Origin of the sequence: Micromonospora sp. GCM10011542, assembly GCF_042650685.1 — a bacterium.
Classification (GTDB): domain Bacteria; phylum Actinomycetota; class Actinomycetes; order Mycobacteriales; family Micromonosporaceae; genus Micromonospora.
In genome coordinates this window covers 270,577-288,360 of sequence record NZ_JBHSBO010000040.1, presented here as the reverse complement: position 1 = coordinate 288,360, position 17,784 = coordinate 270,577, and the positions used below count along the sequence as shown (strand labels likewise).

Genomic DNA, 17,784 nt, shown 5'->3' with positions numbered 1-17,784 from the left:
CTGTCGACAGAGCCGGCGGGTCTGCCTCATACGCGCAGGTGGAAGGACGATCCTCAGTGGCCCAACGCGACAAGCCCTCGGTCAATCGACGTCAACTGCTCCAGGCATCAGCGGTCGGTGTGGCTGCGGCGGCCGGCACCGGCATACTCCCGGCGACAGCCGCCCACGCGGCGACCGAGACCACGACGGCGACCGGCCCGACGCCGCTCAGCCCGACCCCGCCGGAGCCCGGCCCCGGCGGCACCGCCCCGGTGCGGCCGTTCCAGCTGCGCGACGTGACGCTGGGCGACGGCCTGCTCCAGCAGAAGCGTGACCGCACGAAGGACTACCTCCGACAGTTCGACGAGCGCCGCTTCCTCGTGCTGTTCAACAACCAGGCCGGCCGGCCGAACCCGCCGGGCGTCGCGGTCCCCGGAGGGTGGGAGGACGGCGGGCTGCTCAGCGGCCACTGGGCCGGGCACTTCATGACGGCCCTGGCGCAGGGTTACGCCGACAAGGGCGAGCCGATCTTCAAGACCAAGCTCGACTGGATGGTCGACGAACTCGCCGCGTGCCAGGCCGCCATCACCGCCCGGATGGACGCCGGCGGCCCGGGCGGCGAGGATCCGCAGGAACCGCAGATCGGCCGCGTGCCGGGCCGGTTCGGCAACGCGCTGCGCCTGAACGGCCCCAGCAGGGCGCAGCACGTGACCCTTCCGCAGGAGGCGATCAGTCAGCTCACCGACTTCACCATCGCCACCTGGGTGAACCTCGCGTCCGCCCAGAACTGGAGCCGGCTGTTCGACTTCGGTCAGAACACCACGGTCAACATGTTCCTGACCCCGCGCGCCGGCGTTGCCGGCAACGCCCCCAGGTTCGCCATCACCGTCGGCGGTTCCGGCGGGGAGCAGCAGATCAACGGCAACGCGGCGCTGCCGACGAACCAGTGGGTGCACCTGGCCGTCACGCTGTCGCAGAACACCGGAACGCTCTACGTGAACGGCCAGGTGGCCGGCACGAACGCCAACATGACCCTCAACCCGTCCAACCTGGGAAATCCCGGCAACCGGTGGCTCGGGCGCTCGCAGTACGGCGATCCGTTCCTGGACGCGACCGTCGACGAGTTCCACGTCTTCGACCGGGCTCTCAGCCAGCAGCAGATCCAGTCGCTGCTGGACTCACCGGCCGGTTCCACCGGCGGCGGGACGATCGCCTGGTACCGGTTCGACGAGGACGGTGGCACGACCATCAGGGACTCCTCGCCCAACCGGCGGGACGGCGGCATCGTGGCGAGCCAGAGCGGCGGGGAGGGCCTGTGGGTCCCGACCCACCCCGGCTACCTGGGCGCCATCCCCGAGGACGCGGTGCTTCGGCTCGGTCCGCCGCGCTGGGCCGTCTACGGCGGCAACGCGAGCACCAACACCTGGGCGCCCTGGTACACGCAACACAAGATCATGCGCGGCCTGCTCGACGCGTACTACCACACCGACAACCAGAAGGCGCTCGACGTGGTCGTCAAGATGGCCAAGTGGGCGCATCTCGCGCTGACCGTCGGCGACAAGAACCATCCCGCCTACCCGGGCCCCATCACTCGGGACAACCTGAACTACATGTGGGACCTCTACATCGGGGGCGAGTTCGGCGGCGCGAACGAGGTGTTCCCCGAGATCTACGCGCTCACCAAGGACGCGCAGCACCTGGAGACCGCGAAGTGCTTCGACAACCGGGAGTCACTGTTCGGCGCCTGCGTCGAGAACCGCGACATCCTCGTCGTGACACCCCAGAACCGTCCCGGACGTCGCCGTCCGGAGCGACTGCACGCCAACACGCACGTCCCACAGTTCATCGGATACCTGCGCGTCTACGAGCACAGCGGTGACCAGGAGTACTTCCAGGCCGCGAAGAACTTCTTCGGCATGGTCGTCCCGCACCGCATGCTCGCCAACGGCGGGACGAGCGGCAACTACCCCGGCTCCAACAACAACATCGAGCTGTTCCAGAACCGGGACAACATCGCGAACGCCATCGCCCAGGGCGGCGCCGAGACCTGCACCACGTACAACCTGATCAAGCTGGCCCGTAACCTGTTCCTGCACGAGCACGACCCGGCGTACATGGACTACTACGAGCGCGGCCTGCTCAACCAGATCACCGGTTCCCGGGCCGACACCACGAGCGTCAGCAACCCGCAGGTCACCTACTTCCAGCCGTTGACCCCGGGAGCCAACCGCAGCTACGGCAACACCGGAACGTGCTGCGGCGGGACCGGTCTGGAGAACCACACCAAGTACCAGGAGACGGTCTACCTCAAGTCCGCCGACGGCGGCACGCTGTGGGTCAACCTGTTCGTACCGTCGAAGCTGACCTGGGCCGAGAAGGGCTTCACCATCACCCAGGAGACGGCCTACCCCCGCGCCGACCGCACCAGGCTGGTGGTGAACGGCCGCGGCCAGCTCGACATCAAGCTGCGGGTACCCGGCTGGGTCCAGAAGGGCTTCTTCGTCTCGATCAACGGTGCCGCCGCGGACGTCGACGCCAAGCCGGGAACCTATCTGACGTTGAGCCGGACGTGGAGTCCGGGCGACACCATCGACATCCGGATGCCGTTCAGCATCCGGATCGAGCGGGCGCTGGATCGCCCCGACACGCAGGCGATCTTCTGGGGCCCCATCCTCCTGCAGATCCTGGGCAACCCCGGGAACGGCAGCTACCGGGAACTGTCGCTCTACCGCCACCTCAAGCGCGACGGCGACTACGCCCGTTCGGCGATCACCCACGCCGGCACCACCGCGGCCGGTGACATGCTGTTCACCACCCACGGCTTCACCCTGCGGCCGTACTACATCAGCGATACCCAGCCCGTGTCGTCGTACTTCCGTCGGGTCGAGCCGACGATCGTGTTCGGGTCCATCGACACCGGCGTGCCGAACCACAAGCGGAACGACGGGTTGCCGCGCTACGACGTTCCGGTCACCGGAGTCCCCTCACCCGGCAACGACGGCCCCACCTTCCTCGACCTGGTGTGGGACGAGGCGCCCTTCGCCAGCCACGGCGACTTCGTGTCGGCCGTCGCCCGCACCGCCGAGGCGTTCCTCGGCGCGGGAGTATTCACCGAAGCGGAGAAGGACCGCGTCGTCTCCAGCGCCGCCCGCGCGGACCGTGAACTAACCCCGTAGGCACTGCTGCTGGGCGGTAGCCGGCTCCGCGGCGTGCCCGGCAAGCTTGTGACCGCCCGTGCAGGCGGCGGCCCGGTCGGCCTCGTCGACCGGGCCGCCGCCTGTCGCGGCGCCGCAGCCGAGAGCGGTAACCACCGCAACTATCGCCGACGGTGCTGACACACACGGCCGATGGACCGCCCACCGGCCGCGTCCGTCCGTGACTAGCGATAACATCCGGCGCTCTCGATGGCGGGCCGCACCCTCAACAACCCGGTGCCGCCGGCTTATCCGTGCCAGTAGCGCGTTGACCAGCGACGACAGCAACGTTGCGCGAGTGTTGCCAACAGAGCCTTGACGGCAGCGATGTGAGCGCTAACACTAAGCCCAGCAGCCGAGCGGAGGATCACATGAGCGTTTCGACGGAGCCGCACGACCGGTTCGTCATCGGCGTCGACTTCGGAACGTTGTCCGGGCGCGCCCTGGTCGTTCGCGTCGGCGACGGTGCCGAGGTCGGCACCGCGGTACACGCCTACCGGAGCGGCGTCATGGACTCGGTCCTGGCCGCTGACGGGCGGGCGCTGCCGGCCGACTGGGCCCTGCAGGACCCGGACGACTACCGCGACGTGCTACGGCACGCCGTGCCCGGCGCGCTCGCCGCGAGCGGTGTCGCCGCGGACCAGGTGATCGGGATCGGGATCGACTTCACCGCCTGCACGGTGCTGCCCACCCTGGCCGACGGAACCCCGCTGTGCGAGCTGCCCGAGCTGCGAACCCGTCCACACGCCTACGTGAAGCTGTGGAAGCACCACGCCGCCCAGCCGCAGGCCGACCGCATCAACGCCCTGGCGCACCAGCGCGGTGAGCCGTGGATTGGTCGCTACGGCGGCAAGGTCTCCGCCGAGTGGCAGTACGCCAAGGCGTTGCAGTTGCTCGAGGAGGACCCCGAGGTCTACACCCGGGCGGAGCGGTGGATCGAGGCCGCCGATTGGATCGTCTGGCAGTTGTGCGGCGCCGAGACCCGCAACGTGTGCACGGCCGGATACAAGGGCCTGCGCCAGGACGGTCGCTACCCGTCGCGGGACTACCTTGCCGCGCTGCACCCGGGCTTCGCCGACTTCGTACAGAAGATCGACGGCCCGCTGGCGGCGTTGGGCGCTCGCGCCGGCGGGCTGACCGCACAGGCCGCGGCATGGACGGGCCTGCCCGAGGGCATTGCCGTGGCGGTCGGCAACGTGGACGCCCACGTCACCGCCGCGGCCGCGCAGGCCCTCGAGCCGGGCCGGCTCGTCGCCATCATGGGCACCTCCACCTGCCACGTTGTCAACGGCACGGAGGTGGCCGAGGTCGCCGGCATGTGCGGCGTGGTCGACGGCGGTATCAGCGCCGGCTTCTGGGGATACGAGGCCGGCCAGAGCGGCGTGGGTGACATCTTCGGCTGGTACGTCGAGCACTCCGCACCGGACGGGTACGCCTCGCACGAGCTGCTGACCGAGCAGGCCGCCGCCCAACCGGTGGGTGCGCACGGGCTGATGGCGCTGGACTGGTGGAACGGCAACCGGTCGCTGCTGGTCAACCATGATCTGAGCGGGGTGATCGTCGGGCTGACCCTGGCCACCCGGCCGCCGGACGTCTACCGCGCCCTGCTGGAGTCCACCGCGTACGGCACCCGCATGATCATCGAGGCGTTCGCCGCGGCGGGCGTGCCGGTGGACGAGTTGATCGTCGCGGGTGGACTGACCGGCAATCCCCTGCTGATGCAGATCTACGCCGACGTCACCAACCGGCCGCTGGGCATCATCGGCTCGGCCCAGGGCCCGGCGCTGGGCTCGGCGATCCACGCGGCGGTCGCGGCGGGGGCCCATCCCGACGTCGCGGCGGCGTCGGCGGTGATGGGCCGGGTCGACCGTGACGCGTACCTCCCCGATCCCGGGCGGGTACGCGCCTACGACGCGCTGTACGCCGAGTACCGGCGGCTGCACGACCACTTCGGCCGGGGCGGGGACGACGTGCTGCTCCGCCTGCGCGACATCCGTAACGCCGCCCGGTCGGTGGCCCTCCCCACGCAGTCGGGCGAGGCCGCGCTCCGCCTGGAGGTGATGGCATGAGCGAGCAGCTCATTGTGAGCGGCGAGGTGGCGCGGCTGCGCGAGTCGGTGGCCGCCCTGCACGCCGAGTTGGTCCGGTACAACCTGGTGGCCTGGACCGCCGGTAACGTCTCGGCCCGGGTGCCGGGTCGGGACCTGATGGTCATCAAGCCGAGCGGGGTCTCCTACGACGACCTACGGCCGGACAACATGGTCGTCTGCGATCTCGACGGCGCCGTGGTGGAGGGAGACCTGTCACCGTCGAGCGACACCGCCGCCCACGCCTACGTCTACCGGGCGATGCCGCACGTCGGCGGTGTCGTGCACACCCACAGCGGCTACGCGACCGCCTGGGCCGCGCGGGGCGAGGCGATCCCTTGCTACCTCACGGCACAGGCCGACGAGTTCGGCGGGGAGATCCCGATCGGCCCGTTCGCCCTCATCGGCGGCGACGACATCGGCAAGGGCATCGTCGCCACCCTGTCCGGGCACCGGTCGCCGGCGGTGTTGATGCGCAACCACGGCGTCTTCACCATCGGCTCGAATGCCAAGGCGGCGGTCAAGGCCGCGGTCATGTGCGAGGACGTGGCCCGTACCGCGCATCTGGCCAGGGCGCTCGGTCAACCGCTGCCGATCGCCACCGAGGACATCGATTCGCTCTACGAGCGCTACCAGAACGTCTACGGGCAGAGCAGCATCCCGTCAGCCCGCCGGTAGCGCGGGCCGTACCCGGACGGCCGCGCTGCCCCCGGGCCGGCCGATCGCAACGCAGGCGTCGTCCAGCGCACCGGCGGTCTGACCGTCGAGCGCGCTGGCCGGACACGCACCGCCAGAATTCCCCACCTCATCCCAGAAGGAGTCCTCACATGAGGAATACCGGCAGTACCGTCAGCCGCCGTGCGTTCGGCGCCATCCTGGCGGCCGGGCTGCTCGCCACCGGCCTGGCCGGCTGCGCCAACAGCGACACCGGCAGCGGTGGCGACGCTGGTGACGCCGGCGGCAACGGCAAGATCGTACTCGGGTTCTCGCAGGTCGGCGCGGAGAGCGGCTGGCGTACCGCGAACACCACCTCGATCAAGGAGGCCGCCACGGCGGCCGGCATCGAGTTGAAGTTCGACGATGCCCAGCAGAAGCAGGAAAACCAGATCAAGGCGATCCGCAACTTCATCCAGCAGAAGGTCGACGTCATCGCCTTCTCGCCGGTGGTGGAGTCGGGTTGGGACACCGTGCTCAAGGAGGCCAAGGACGCAAAGATCCCGGTGATCCTGACCGACCGGGCGGTCGACTCGGCCGACAAGTCGCTCTACAAGACCTTCCTGGGCTCGGACTTCGTGAAGGAGGGGCGGCTCTCCGGGGAGTGGCTGATCGAGCAGACCAAGTCCGCGACCGGCCCGGTGAATATCGTCGAGCTGCAGGGCACCACCGGCTCGGCGCCGGCCAACGACCGCAAGAAGGGCTTCGCGGAGGCGATCGCCGCCAACCCCAACCTGAAGATCATCGCGTCCCAGAGCGGTGACTTCACCCGGGCCGGCGGCAAGGCCGTCATGGAGCAGTTCCTCAAGGCCAACCCGAAGATCGACGTGCTCTTCGCGCACAACGACGACATGGGCCTGGGAGCGCTGGAGGCGATCACGGCAGCCGGCAAGGTGCCGGGCAAGGACATCAAGATCATCACGGTCGACGCGGTCAAGGACGGCATGCAAGCCCTGGCCGACGGCAAGTTCAACTTCATCGCCGAGTGCAGCCCGCTGCTCGGGCCCCAGCTCATGGACCTGGCGAAGAAGGTGAAGGCCGGCGAGCAGATCCCCACGCGGATCGAGACCGAGGAAACCACCTTCACCCAGGAACAGGCGAAGGAAGCCCTGCCGAACCGCAAGTACTGACGAGCCTCGTTCGCGGGGCACCCATGGTGCCCGCGCCGCGAACTCTCGCCGGCACGACGAACGGGCCGGCGGTGTCGAACACACCGCCGGCCCGGACCACTCTCGCGCGCCGTGAGTCGACGGGGCCGGGACCGCGGTGGACGGTCACAGCGGCCGCGCACCTGAGGACAATCACGAAAGGTCTGGTGGGATGTCGGAGAGCCATCCGGTCCTGACGATGACCGCGATCAGCAAGCTCTTCCCGGGGGTCCGCGCCCTCGAGGGTGTCGATTTCCGGCTGTTCCCCGGCGAGGTGCACGCCCTCATGGGCGAGAACGGCGCCGGCAAGTCCACCCTGATCAAGGTGTTGACCGGGGTGTACGGCAGCGATGCGGGAACCATCACGCTCGACGGCAGCGCGGTCTCCTTCTCCGGTCCGATGCAGGCCACCGCGGCCGGCGTGAGCACCGTGTACCAGGAGGTCAACCTCTGCCCGAACCTGTCGGTGGCGGAGAACATCTTCATCGGTCGTCAGCCGCGCCGGTTCGGCACGGTGGGTTGGCGCGAGATGCGTCGCCGCGCCGCGGCCCTGCTGGCCCGCCTCGACCTGGACATCGACGTCGGCGAGCCGCTCGGCAGCTATTCCCTGGCCGTGCAGCAGATGGTGGCGATCGCCCGCGCCGTCGACGTACAGGCCCGGGTGCTGATTCTCGACGAGCCCACGTCCAGCCTGGACGCCGACGAGGTCGCCCAGCTCATGCGCATCATGCGCCAGCTGCGCGACGAGGGCATCGCGATCCTGTTCGTCACGCACTTCCTCGACCAGGTGTACGAGATCGCCGACCGGATCACGGTGCTGCGGAACGGCCGTCTCGTCGGTGAGTACCCCACCGCGGAGCTACCGCAGTTCGCGCTGGTGGAGAAGATGATCGGCCGGGAGCTTGACACGCTGGAGCGACTCGACGAGCAGGCCGGGCGTGACCTGGCCGCCGTCGAGAGGGGCACTCCGGTCGTCGAGGCGACCGAACTCGGGCGGACCGGCTCGGTGGCGCCGTTCAGCCTCACCATCCACCGCGGTGAGGTGGTCGGTATGGCCGGGCTGCTGGGATCGGGGCGGACCGAGGTCGCCCGGTTGTTCTTCGGCGCCGATCGGGCCGACCGGGGTCGGCTCGCCGTGGACGGGCGCCCCGTCAGCATCCGGGGACCGGGCGCCGCCATCGAACGCAACATCGCGTTCTGCTCGGAGAACCGACGCACCGAGGGCCTGGTGGGCGAGTTGTCGGTGCGGGAGAACATCATCCTGGCGCTGCAGGCGGCCCGCGGCTGGTTGCGGCCGGTCCCCCGACGCCGGCAGGACGAGTTGGTCCGGCGCTACATCGAGACGCTGAGCATCCGCCCGGCCGACCCGGAGATGCCGGTGCGCAACCTCTCCGGAGGCAACCAGCAGAAGGTCGTCCTCGCCCGATGGCTGATCACGGAGCCGCGGCTGCTGATCCTCGACGAGCCGACGCGCGGCATCGACATCGGCGCGAAGACCGAGATCCAACGCCTGGTGGTGCAGCTCTCCGACGGCGGCATGGCGGTGCTGTTCATCTCCGCGGAGTTGGAGGAGGTGCTACGGCTCAGCCACAAGGTCGCCGTGATGCGGGACCGGCGGATGGTCACCGAATTGGCCAACGACGACAGCCTGGACGCCGAACGCGTCATGCGGGTCATCGCCAGCGGAGCGGAACAGAAAGGGCGGGACGAGGCATGAGCATCTGGCGAACACGCGCCTCCGCCGTAGCCGGTCACCGGCTGTTCTGGCCGGTCGTGGTGCTGGTGGTGCTGCTGGCGGCGAACGCGGCCTACCGACCGAGCTTCCTGGCCGTCGAGGTCAAGAACGGACACCTGTACGGCAGCCTGATCGACATCGTCCGGCTCAGTGCCCCGCTCATCCTGGTCGCACTCGGCATGACACTGGTGATCGCCACCGGCGGGATCGACCTGTCCGTCGGGTCCGTGGTCGCGGTCAGCGGCGCGGTGGCCTGCCTCTACATCAGTAAACAGTCGGACCAGAACAGCCTGGGCGGCGTGCTGACCGCCCTGGCCCTCGCCCTCGGGATCGCGCTGCTCCTCGGCACCTGGAACGGGGTGCTGGTCGCCGTGATCGGGATCCAACCGATCATCGCCACCCTGATCCTGATGGTCGCCGGACGGGGCCTGGCGCAACTGATCACCTCTGGTCAGATCATCACCATCAACAGTGATCCCTACCGGATGATCGGGGTCGGCCATGTGCTGACCCTGCCGTTCGCGATCATCATCGCCCTGGCCGTGACGCTGCTGGTGGCGGTGCTGACCCGCCGCACCGCGCTCGGCATGATCATCGAGGCGGTCGGCGGCAACGCCGAGGCCAGTCGGCTGGCGGGCATCCGCGCGCGGCGGATCACGATCCTCGTATACGTCGTGAGCGCCGCCTGCGCCGCCGTGGCCGGGTTCATGATGACCGCGAACGTCTCCAGCGCCGACGGCAACGCGGCCGGTCTGTGGGTCGAACTCGACGCGATCCTCGCCGTGGTCATCGGTGGTACCTCGCTGGTCGGCGGCCGCTTCTACCTCAGCGGCACCATCCTCGGCGCGTTGATCATCCAAACCCTCACCACGTCGGTGTACGCCATGAACATCGACCCGCAGACCGCCCTGCTGTTCAAGGCGATGGTGGTGATCGCGGTCTGCCTCATCCAGGCGCCGGCGTTCCGGGCCCGGCTGCGTCGCCGGCGAGCCACCGGGACCGCACCGGCGGCTCCGGCCGGCGAGAAGAAGGAGCAGGTGGCGGCATGAGCACGACACAACTGACCGCGCGGCTGGGCCGAACGACCCGGTGGCGGCTACCGCGGCGGCAGGTGCCCGTGCTGGTCAGCCTCGGTCTGCTGCTGGTCATGTACGGCATCGGTGTCTCGCAGTACAGCGCCTTCTCCAGCGTCCAGGTCATCTTCAACGTGTTCATCGACAACGGGTTCCTGCTCGTCGTCGCCGTCGGCATGACCTTCGTGATCCTCACCGGCGGCATCGACCTGTCCGTCGGCTCGGTGGTGGCGATGACCGCGATGGTGTCGGCCGCGCTGCTGCGCAACGGTCTGCCACCCGCGCTGGTCCTGCTGATCGCGCTGCTGATCGGCCCGACGCTCGGGTTCCTGATGGGCTGCGTCATCCACTTCTTCGACATCCAACCCTTCATCGTCACCCTCGCCGGCATGTTCTTCGCCCGCGGCATGTGCACCTGGATCAGCTCGGTGTCCATTCCCATCACCGACGGCTTCTGGACCGGCGTCGCGCAGGAGCGCATCAGGATCGGCGACAGCTTCTTGACCGTCAGCGTCCTGATCACGGTCGCGATGGTGGTGGTGGCCGCGTTCACGCTGGCGTACACGCGGCTGGGCCGCAACGTGTATGCGATCGGCGGAAACCCGCAGTCGGCGCTGTTGATGGGCCTGCCGGTCGGCCGCACCCGGATCGCCGTCTACACGATCAGCGGGCTCTGCTCGGCGGTCGGGGGCCTGCTGCTGTCCTTCTACACCCTGTCGGGGGCGCCGCTGATCGCCGTCGGCATGGAGCTGGACGCGATCGCCGCGGTGGTCATCGGCGGCACCCTGCTCACCGGCGGCGCCGGCTACGTGCTGGGCACGGTGCTGGGTGTGCTGGTGCTCGGCGTGATCCAGACGCTGATCACCTTCGACGGCACCCTCAACTCCTGGTGGACGAAGATCGTGATCGGCGGCCTGCTGTTCGCGTTCATCGTGCTCCAACGGCTCATCGGCATTCGCAAGAAGTAGTTCTCCACCCCGATCGTCGGAAGGCACCCCCATGACTCGCCCATCCCCGGCCCCAGAGATCTGGTTCCTCACCGGCAGCCAGGGCCTCTACGGCCCGGAGACCCTGCGTCAGGTGGCCACCCAGTCGCAGCAGATCGCCGCACGGCTCGACGCCGATCCGGCCATCCCCGCCCGGGTGGTCTGGAAGCCCGTGCTCACCTCCAGCGCGGACATCCTGGCCGTCTGCCGCGACGCCGCCGTCCAGGGAGCCGTCGGGGTCATCGCCTGGATGCACACCTTCTCGCCGGCGAAGATGTGGATCTCCGGTCTGGACGCGTTGCGCACTCCCCTGCTGCACCTGCACACCCAGGCGAACGTGGCGCTGCCGTGGTCCGAGATCGACATGGACTTCATGAACCTCAACCAGGCCGCCCACGGCGACCGGGAGTTCGGGTATGTACAGACCCGGCTCGGGGTCGCCCGCAAGACGGTCGCCGGCCACGTCAGCAACCCGCAGGTCGTCGACCGGATCGCGGCCTGGACCCGGGCCGCGATCGGATACGCCGCGACACGGTCGCTGCGGTTGGCCCGCTTCGGCGACAACATGCGCGACGTGGCCGTGACCGAGGGCGACAAGGTTGAGGCGGAGCTGAAATTCGGCGTCTCCGTCAACACGTACGGGGTGAACGACCTGGTGAAGGTCGTGGACGCGGTCCCCGACACGCGGATCGACGAGCTGGTCAAAGAGTACGACGACAGCTACCGGCTGGAGCCCGTGCTGCGGCCGGGCGGCGAGCGGCACGACTCGCTCCGCTACGCCGCCCGCATCGAGGCCGGGTTGCGGGACTTCCTCACCGCCGGTGGGTTCGGCGCCTTCACCACCAACTTCGAGGATCTGGGCGGGCTGCGGCAACTCCCCGGCCTGGCCGTGCAGCGGCTGATGGCCGACGGTTACGGCTTCGGTGGCGAGGGCGACTGGAAGACCTCGGTGCTCGTGCACACGCTCAAGGCCATGTCGGTCGGGAGCAGCGGCGGCACCTCGTTCATGGAGGACTACACCTACGACCTCACACCGGGTCAGGAAGTCGTGCTCGGCGCGCACATGCTCGAGGTGTGCCCGAGCATCGCCGCCGCGACGCCCAGCGTCGAGATCCACCCGCTGGGCATCGGTGGGCGCGAGGACCCGGTGCGGATGGTGTTCGACGCCCAGCCCGGTCCGGGCGTGGTCCTGGGGCTGGCGGACATGGGTGAGCGGTTCCGGCTGGTCGCCAACGAGATCGACGTGGTCGCACCGCCGCAGCCGCTGCCGAAGCTGCCCGTCGCCCGGGCGGTGTGGCGCCCCCGCCCGAGCCTCGCCACCTCCGCCGAGGCCTGGCTCACCGCGGGCGCACCACACCACACGGTTCTGTCGCAGGCCGTCGGGATCGAGGAACTGCACGACCTCGCCGAGATGAACGCCACCGAGCTCGTCGTCATCGACGCGGAAACCACCACCCGACGTCTGGCTGACGAGATTCGCTGGAATCAGGCCTATTTCCGTCTGGCCAGGGGTTTTTGACGCCGCATTTCGCGCACGCTGCGTGATCGTCGGTGCGCTTCCATAGCGGGAGCGCACCGACGACAGCGCCCTCGCAAGGGTCCGCTTGCGGCCCGGGCTGCGGCATTACGATGACTATGAGGGGGATTGTCATGCGCCAGCCGCCGGCCGCTCGCGCCGCGGTGATGAGCGACGTCGCACGGCTCGCCGGTGTCTCGCACCAGACCGTGTCGCGGGTGCTCAACAACCATCCGAGCGTCCGCCAGGAGACCCGCGACCGGGTGCTGCGCGCCGTGCACCAGCTCAACTACCGACCCAACGCCCTGGCCCGCGGGTTGGCGGCGCGGCGGTCGCGCGTCATCGGAGTGGTCAGCTTCGACACCATCCTCTACGGTCCGGCCGCCACCCTGCTCGGCATCGAGCGAGCCGCGCGGGCGGCGGGCTACGGGATCAGCATCGTCACCCTGGAACGGCTGGACCGGTCCGGTCTGACCTCCGCGATCAACGCCCTGACCGATCAGTCGGTGGCCGGGGTCGTGCTGATCGCGCCGATGATCAGCGCCGCGGTCGCCGTGCACGGCCTGCCCACCGGTGTGCCCGCGGTGGTGGTCGAACCCGACGGGCACGGTGGCCTGCCCAGCGTCGCCGTCGATCAGGTGACCGGCGCCCGCCTGGCCGTCGAGCACCTGCTCACGCTCGGGCACGAAACGGTGGTGCACATCGCGGGTCCCCGGGACTGGCTGGAGGCCCGCGACCGCGTCGACGGATGGCGGTTGGCCCTGGAGGCGGCCGACCGTCCGGTTCCGCCGGTCATCGTCGGCGACTGGAGCCCGCGGGCGGGTTACGAGATCGGGCAGTCCCTCACCGACCGGCGCGACGTCACCGCGGTGTTCTGCGCGAACGACCACCAGGCGCTCGGCCTGCTTCGCGCCCTTCACCAGCAGGGCGTGCGGGTGCCGGAGGACGTCAGCGTGGTCGGCTTCGACGACATCCCCGAGGCCGAATACTTCTCCCCACCGCTGACCACCATCCGCCAGGACTTCGACGAGGTCGGCCGTCGGTGCGTCGCGGCCCTGCTGGAGCTGCTGGACGCCGGTCCGCCGGCCGAGCGGGGGCACCCGTCCCCGGTCGCACCGACGCTCGTGGTCCGCTCCAGCAGCGGCAGCCGGCCGTCCTGAGCGCGCGGCCCCGGGCCCGACCCGACGGCATGGACCCCCGTCACCGACCGCGGGGGCCGGTGACGGGGGCCGATTGCGTACCGGTGGTCGTCAGCGCGACGTGCCGGCGCGCCGCTTGTTGTAGACGTCGAACGCCACGGCGATGAGCAGGACGAGCCCCTTCACCACCGACTGCGTCGACTGGTCGACACCCATCAACTGCATCCCGTTGCTCATCACCGCCATGATGAGACCGCCAACCATGGCACCCACGACCGTGCCGACACCACCGGTGACCGCCGCGCCCCCGATGAACGCCGCGGCGATCGCGTCGAGCTCGAACATGTTGCCGGCCGCGGGCTGTGCTCCATTGGACCGCGAGGAGTAGATGACCCCGGCCACGGCCGCCAGGAAGCCCATGTTCACGAACATCCAGAAATTGATGCTGCGGACCTTGACCCCGGACAGGGTCGCCGCGGAGAGGTTGCCGCCGATCGCGTAGACCCGACGGCCGAAGACCGTGCGCCGGGTCAGCAGGCCGTAGACGAGCACCAGGACGGCGAGGATGATCAGCACGATCGGCAGCCCTCGTGCGTGTGCCAGCTGCCAGGCGAAGTACATGATGACGGCGCCGACCAGCACCACGCGCGCGACGAAGAGCGGGAACGACTCGACGGGCTGCTGGTAGCGGATGCGCGCCACCCGGGTCCGGAAGACGCTGACCGCGTAGCCCGCCACCGCCACGGCTCCGATGAGCAGGGTGAAGGCGTCGAAGCCCTGCCCGCCGAGAAGTCCGTTGAGGAACCCGGCCGCGACGCGCTGGTACTCGGCCGGGAACGGCGACAGCGAGATGTTGTCGAGGACCCGGAGGGTCAGCCCGCGGAACAGGAGCATGCCGGCCAGGGTCACGATGAACGCCGGAATTCCCGCGTACGCGACCCAGAAGCCGTGCCAGGCGCCGACCGCGATCCCGACGGCCAGTGCCGCCAGGACGCCCACCCACCACGGGTATCCCTGCCGGATGACGAGCACGGCGGAGACCGCGCCGGTCAGGGCGACCACCGATCCCACCGACAGGTCGATGTGACCGCCGATGATCACGATGACCATGCCGATCGCGAGGACCAGGATGTAGGAGTACTGCAGGACGATGTTCGTGATGTTGCCGGGGCTGAGCGAGACTCCGTCGGTGAGGACCGCGAAGAGGGCGACGATCACGACGAGGGCGATGTAGATCCCGCTCTGGCGCAGGTTGCCCAGGATCAGCGTGCGCGGGTCGCTGGTCCCGGTGTGCAGGGCGATGGCGGGTGCGTCGTCGCGCGGCGTGCGCTGCGGGGTCGCGGACGGCTTGGTGGTGGTCATCCGACGACCTCCCGGTGCTTCGTCATGAGTTCCATCAGGTTCTCCTGGGTGGCCTCGCCGACCGGCACCTCGCCGGTGATCCGGCCGGCCGCGAGGGTGTAGATGCGGTCGCACATTCCGAGCAGCTCGGGCAGCTCGGAGGAGATGAGGACGACGGCCTTCCCCTCGGCGACGAGCTGGTTGATGATCGTGTAGATCTCGAATTTGGCCCCGACGTCGATGCCCCGCGTCGGCTCGTCGAGGATCAGCACGTCCGGGTCGGTGAACAGCCACTTCGACAGGACGACCTTCTGCTGGTTGCCGCCGGAGAGCTTGCCGACGACGGCCATGACGCTCGGCGCTTTGATGTTCATGTCGCGCCGGCCCTCCTCGGCGACCTTGATCTCCTCGTTGCCGTTCACCCAGCCGAGGCGGGCGAGCTTGCCGAGCGCGGCAGCCGAGATGTTGCGGCGCACGTCGTCGATGAGGTTGAGTCCGAAGCGCTTGCGGTCCTCGGTGGCGTACGCGATCCCGTTCTCGATCGCCTCCGCGACGGTGCGGGCCCGGACCTGCCTGCCGCGTACGAACAGCCGGCCGGTGATGTCGCGGCCGTACGAGCGGCCGAACACGCTCATTGCCAGCTCGGTGCGCCCGGCTCCCATGAGCCCGGCGATGCCGACGACCTCGCCGGCGCGCGCGGTGAGGGTGGCCTTGTCGACCACCAGGCGGTCCTGGGTCGGGTGCCGGACGGTCCAGTCCTCGATGCGGAGCACCTCCTCCCCGGGCGACGACTCGCGGGCGGGGTAGAAGGTGGCCAGGTCGCGGCCGACCATGCCGCGGATGATCCGCTCCTGGGTCGCGTCGCCGGAGCTCATGTCGAGCGTCTCGACCGTACGCCCGTCGCGGATGACGGTGGTGGAGTCGGCGATCGCGGTGATCTCGTTGAGCTTGTGGGAGATCATGATGCAGGTGACGCCCTCGCTGCGAAGGCGCCGCATCAGGTCCAGCAGGTGCGCCGAGTCGATGGCGTTGAGGGCGGCGGTCGGCTCGTCCAGGATGAGCAGCCGCACCTTCTTCGACAGCGCCTTGGCGATCTCCACCAGCTGCTGTTTGCCGACTCCGAGTTGGCTGATCGGGGTGACGGGGTTCTCGGGCAGCCCGACGGAGGCCAGCAGCTCCGCGGCGTCGGCGTTGGTCCGGTTCCAGTCGATCAGGCCACTGGCCCCGCGACGCTCGTTGCCGAGGAAGATGTTCTCGGCGATCGACAGGTACGGCACCAGGGCGAGTTCCTGGTGGATGATGACGATGCCGTGGGCCTCACTGTCGCGGATGCCGCGGAAGTGCACCGGAGCGCCGTCGAAGACGATCTCCCCGTCGTAGGAGCCGGCGGGGTGGACGCCGGAGAGCACCTTCATCAGGGTGGACTTGCCCGCGCCGTTCTCGCCACAGATGGCATGGATCTCGCCGCGCCGCACGGCGAGCGAGACGTCCTGAAGGGCCTTCACTCCGGGGAAGGTCTTCGTGATGTGACGCATCTCGAGGATGTTGTCGTCCATGGTCACCGTCCTGGTCGTACCCGTCGTCGGTCGTCGCGTCGGGCCCGGTGCGGCGTCCGCACCGGGCCCGACGGACGCGTCAGCCCTTGGCCTGGCCGCTCTTGACCTCATCGGCCGTCCAGTACCCGGAGTCGATGAGCACCGGCTTGATGTCGTCCTTGTACACGGTCTGGACCGGCAGGAGGTACGAGGGGACGACCTTGACCCCGTTGTCGTAGGTCTTGGTGTCGTTGGCCTGCGGGTCCTTGTCCTGCAGGAACGCCTCACCCGCGATCACGGCCTGCTCGGCCAGCAGACGGGTGTCCTTGAAGATCGTGGAGCTCTGGACGCCGTCGTTGATGAGCTTGACCGAGGCGATCTCGGCGTCCTGCCCGGTCACCACCGGCATCTTGTTCGCCGAGGCGCCGTAACCGGCGTTCTGCAGCGCGGTGATGATCCCGCGGGACAGCCCGTCGTACGGCGACAGGACACCCTGGACCTTCGAGCCGTCGTTGTAGCTCGAGGTCAGCAGGTCCTCCATCCGCTTCTGGGCGGTCTCCTGCTGCCACCGCAGGATCGCGACCTGCTCGATCGCGGTCTGGCCCGACTTCACGCGCAGGGACTTGTTGTCGATGAACGGCTTGAGCGTGTCCATGGCGCCGTCGAAGAAGAAGTGGGCGTTGTTGTCATCCAGCGAACCGGCGAACAGCTCGATGTTGAACGGCCCGGCCGCGCTGCCCTTCGAGCCGTCCTTGTTCTGCAGGCCGAGACCGACCAGCAGCGCGGTGGCCTGGGCGACGCCGACCTTGTAGTTGTCGAAGCTGACGTAGAAGTCGACGTTCTTGCTGTCGCGGATCAGCCGGTCGTACGCGATGACCGGGATCTTCGCGTCCGCCGCCGCCTGCAGCTGGCCGCTCAGAGCGGTGCCGTCGATCGCCGCGATGATCAGCACGTCAGCGCCCTGCGTGATCATCTGGTCGACCTGCTGGGACTGGGTGGGAATGTCGTCCCCGGCGTACTGGAGGTCGACCTTGTAGCCCTTCGCCTCCAGCTTCTCCTTCACCGAGTTGCCGTCGGCGATCCACCGCTCGGAGGTCTGGGTCGGCATGGAGACGCCGATGGTCAGGTCGGCGGGCTTGTCCCCGCCGCCGCCGTCGCCGCTGCCGGCCCCTTCGCCGCTGCAGGCCGCCAGGCTGAGCGCCAGCACCGCGCCACCGAGCGCGACCAGGAATCTTCTGCTCACAGCTCTCTCTCCTCTCAGGAATTTTCGCGTCTGCTGGGACGCACAGGTAACACTGCCCGGTAGTGTTAGCGCTCACATTGGCACCGTCAACACCT

At 69.1% G+C, this 17,784-nt stretch carries 12 protein-coding genes; 9 read left to right on the top strand and 3 right to left on the bottom strand.

Going from position 1 to position 17,784, the window contains the following annotated elements; translation table 11 throughout:
- The first annotated feature begins 56 nt into the window (after positions 1-56).
- The 9 genes from ACFOW4_RS14755 (at position 57) to ACFOW4_RS14715 (ending at position 13,591) form a co-directional block, all read left to right on the top strand.
- Positions 57-3,155, top strand: a complete 3,099-nt coding sequence (locus ACFOW4_RS14755; protein ID WP_377527909.1) for a beta-L-arabinofuranosidase domain-containing protein — start codon at positions 57-59, stop codon at positions 3,153-3,155.
- A gap of 389 nt (positions 3,156-3,544) precedes the next feature.
- A complete protein-coding gene (gene araB, locus ACFOW4_RS14750; RefSeq protein WP_377527907.1) occupies positions 3,545-5,242 on the top strand; it encodes a ribulokinase in 1,698 nt (565 codons plus the stop codon).
- Positions 5,239-5,937 carry an L-ribulose-5-phosphate 4-epimerase gene (locus tag ACFOW4_RS14745; RefSeq protein WP_377527906.1) on the top strand — a complete coding sequence of 233 codons (699 nt, stop codon included), beginning with the start codon at positions 5,239-5,241 and terminating at the stop codon, positions 5,935-5,937. The genes araB and ACFOW4_RS14745 overlap by 4 nt, the downstream gene beginning before the upstream one ends.
- 149 nt (positions 5,938-6,086) lie before the next feature.
- Positions 6,087-7,103: an ABC transporter substrate-binding protein gene (locus tag ACFOW4_RS14740; RefSeq protein WP_377527905.1), complete on the top strand. Its 1,017-nt coding sequence runs from the start codon at positions 6,087-6,089 to the stop codon at positions 7,101-7,103.
- A gap of 190 nt (positions 7,104-7,293) precedes the next feature.
- Positions 7,294-8,838 (top strand): sugar ABC transporter ATP-binding protein, encoded by a 1,545-nt coding sequence (locus tag ACFOW4_RS14735; RefSeq protein ID WP_377527903.1) that lies wholly within the window; start codon positions 7,294-7,296, stop codon positions 8,836-8,838.
- On the top strand, positions 8,835-9,905 hold the full coding sequence (locus tag ACFOW4_RS14730) for an ABC transporter permease (protein ID WP_377527902.1): 1,071 nt from the start codon (positions 8,835-8,837) through the stop codon (positions 9,903-9,905). The genes ACFOW4_RS14735 and ACFOW4_RS14730 overlap by 4 nt, the downstream gene beginning before the upstream one ends.
- Positions 9,902-10,897: a galactofuranose ABC transporter, permease protein YjfF gene (gene yjfF / locus ACFOW4_RS14725; protein WP_377527900.1), complete on the top strand. Its 996-nt coding sequence runs from the start codon at positions 9,902-9,904 to the stop codon at positions 10,895-10,897. The genes ACFOW4_RS14730 and yjfF overlap by 4 nt, the downstream gene beginning before the upstream one ends.
- A gap of 31 nt (positions 10,898-10,928) precedes the next feature.
- Positions 10,929-12,434: an L-arabinose isomerase gene (araA, locus tag ACFOW4_RS14720; protein ID WP_377527899.1), complete on the top strand. Its 1,506-nt coding sequence runs from the start codon at positions 10,929-10,931 to the stop codon at positions 12,432-12,434.
- A gap of 131 nt (positions 12,435-12,565) precedes the next feature.
- Positions 12,566-13,591, top strand: coding sequence for a LacI family DNA-binding transcriptional regulator (locus tag ACFOW4_RS14715; protein WP_377527897.1), 1,026 nt, complete (start codon positions 12,566-12,568; stop codon positions 13,589-13,591).
- 90 nt (positions 13,592-13,681) lie between these two features.
- Here ACFOW4_RS14715 and mmsB read toward each other — a convergent pair whose 3' ends face one another.
- From mmsB to chvE, 3 genes are all read right to left on the bottom strand, one after another.
- On the bottom strand, positions 13,682-14,932 hold the full coding sequence (gene mmsB, locus ACFOW4_RS14710; protein WP_377527896.1) for a multiple monosaccharide ABC transporter permease: 1,251 nt from the start codon (positions 14,930-14,932) through the stop codon (positions 13,682-13,684).
- Positions 14,929-16,467: a multiple monosaccharide ABC transporter ATP-binding protein gene (mmsA, locus tag ACFOW4_RS14705; protein ID WP_377528180.1), complete on the bottom strand. Its 1,539-nt coding sequence runs from the start codon at positions 16,465-16,467 to the stop codon at positions 14,929-14,931. Before mmsA ends, mmsB begins: the two co-directional genes overlap by 4 nt.
- A 79-nt stretch (positions 16,468-16,546) precedes the next feature.
- A complete protein-coding gene (gene chvE, locus ACFOW4_RS14700) occupies positions 16,547-17,689 on the bottom strand; it encodes a multiple monosaccharide ABC transporter substrate-binding protein (protein ID WP_377527894.1) in 1,143 nt (380 codons plus the stop codon).
- Positions 17,690-17,784: the final 95 nt, after the last annotated feature.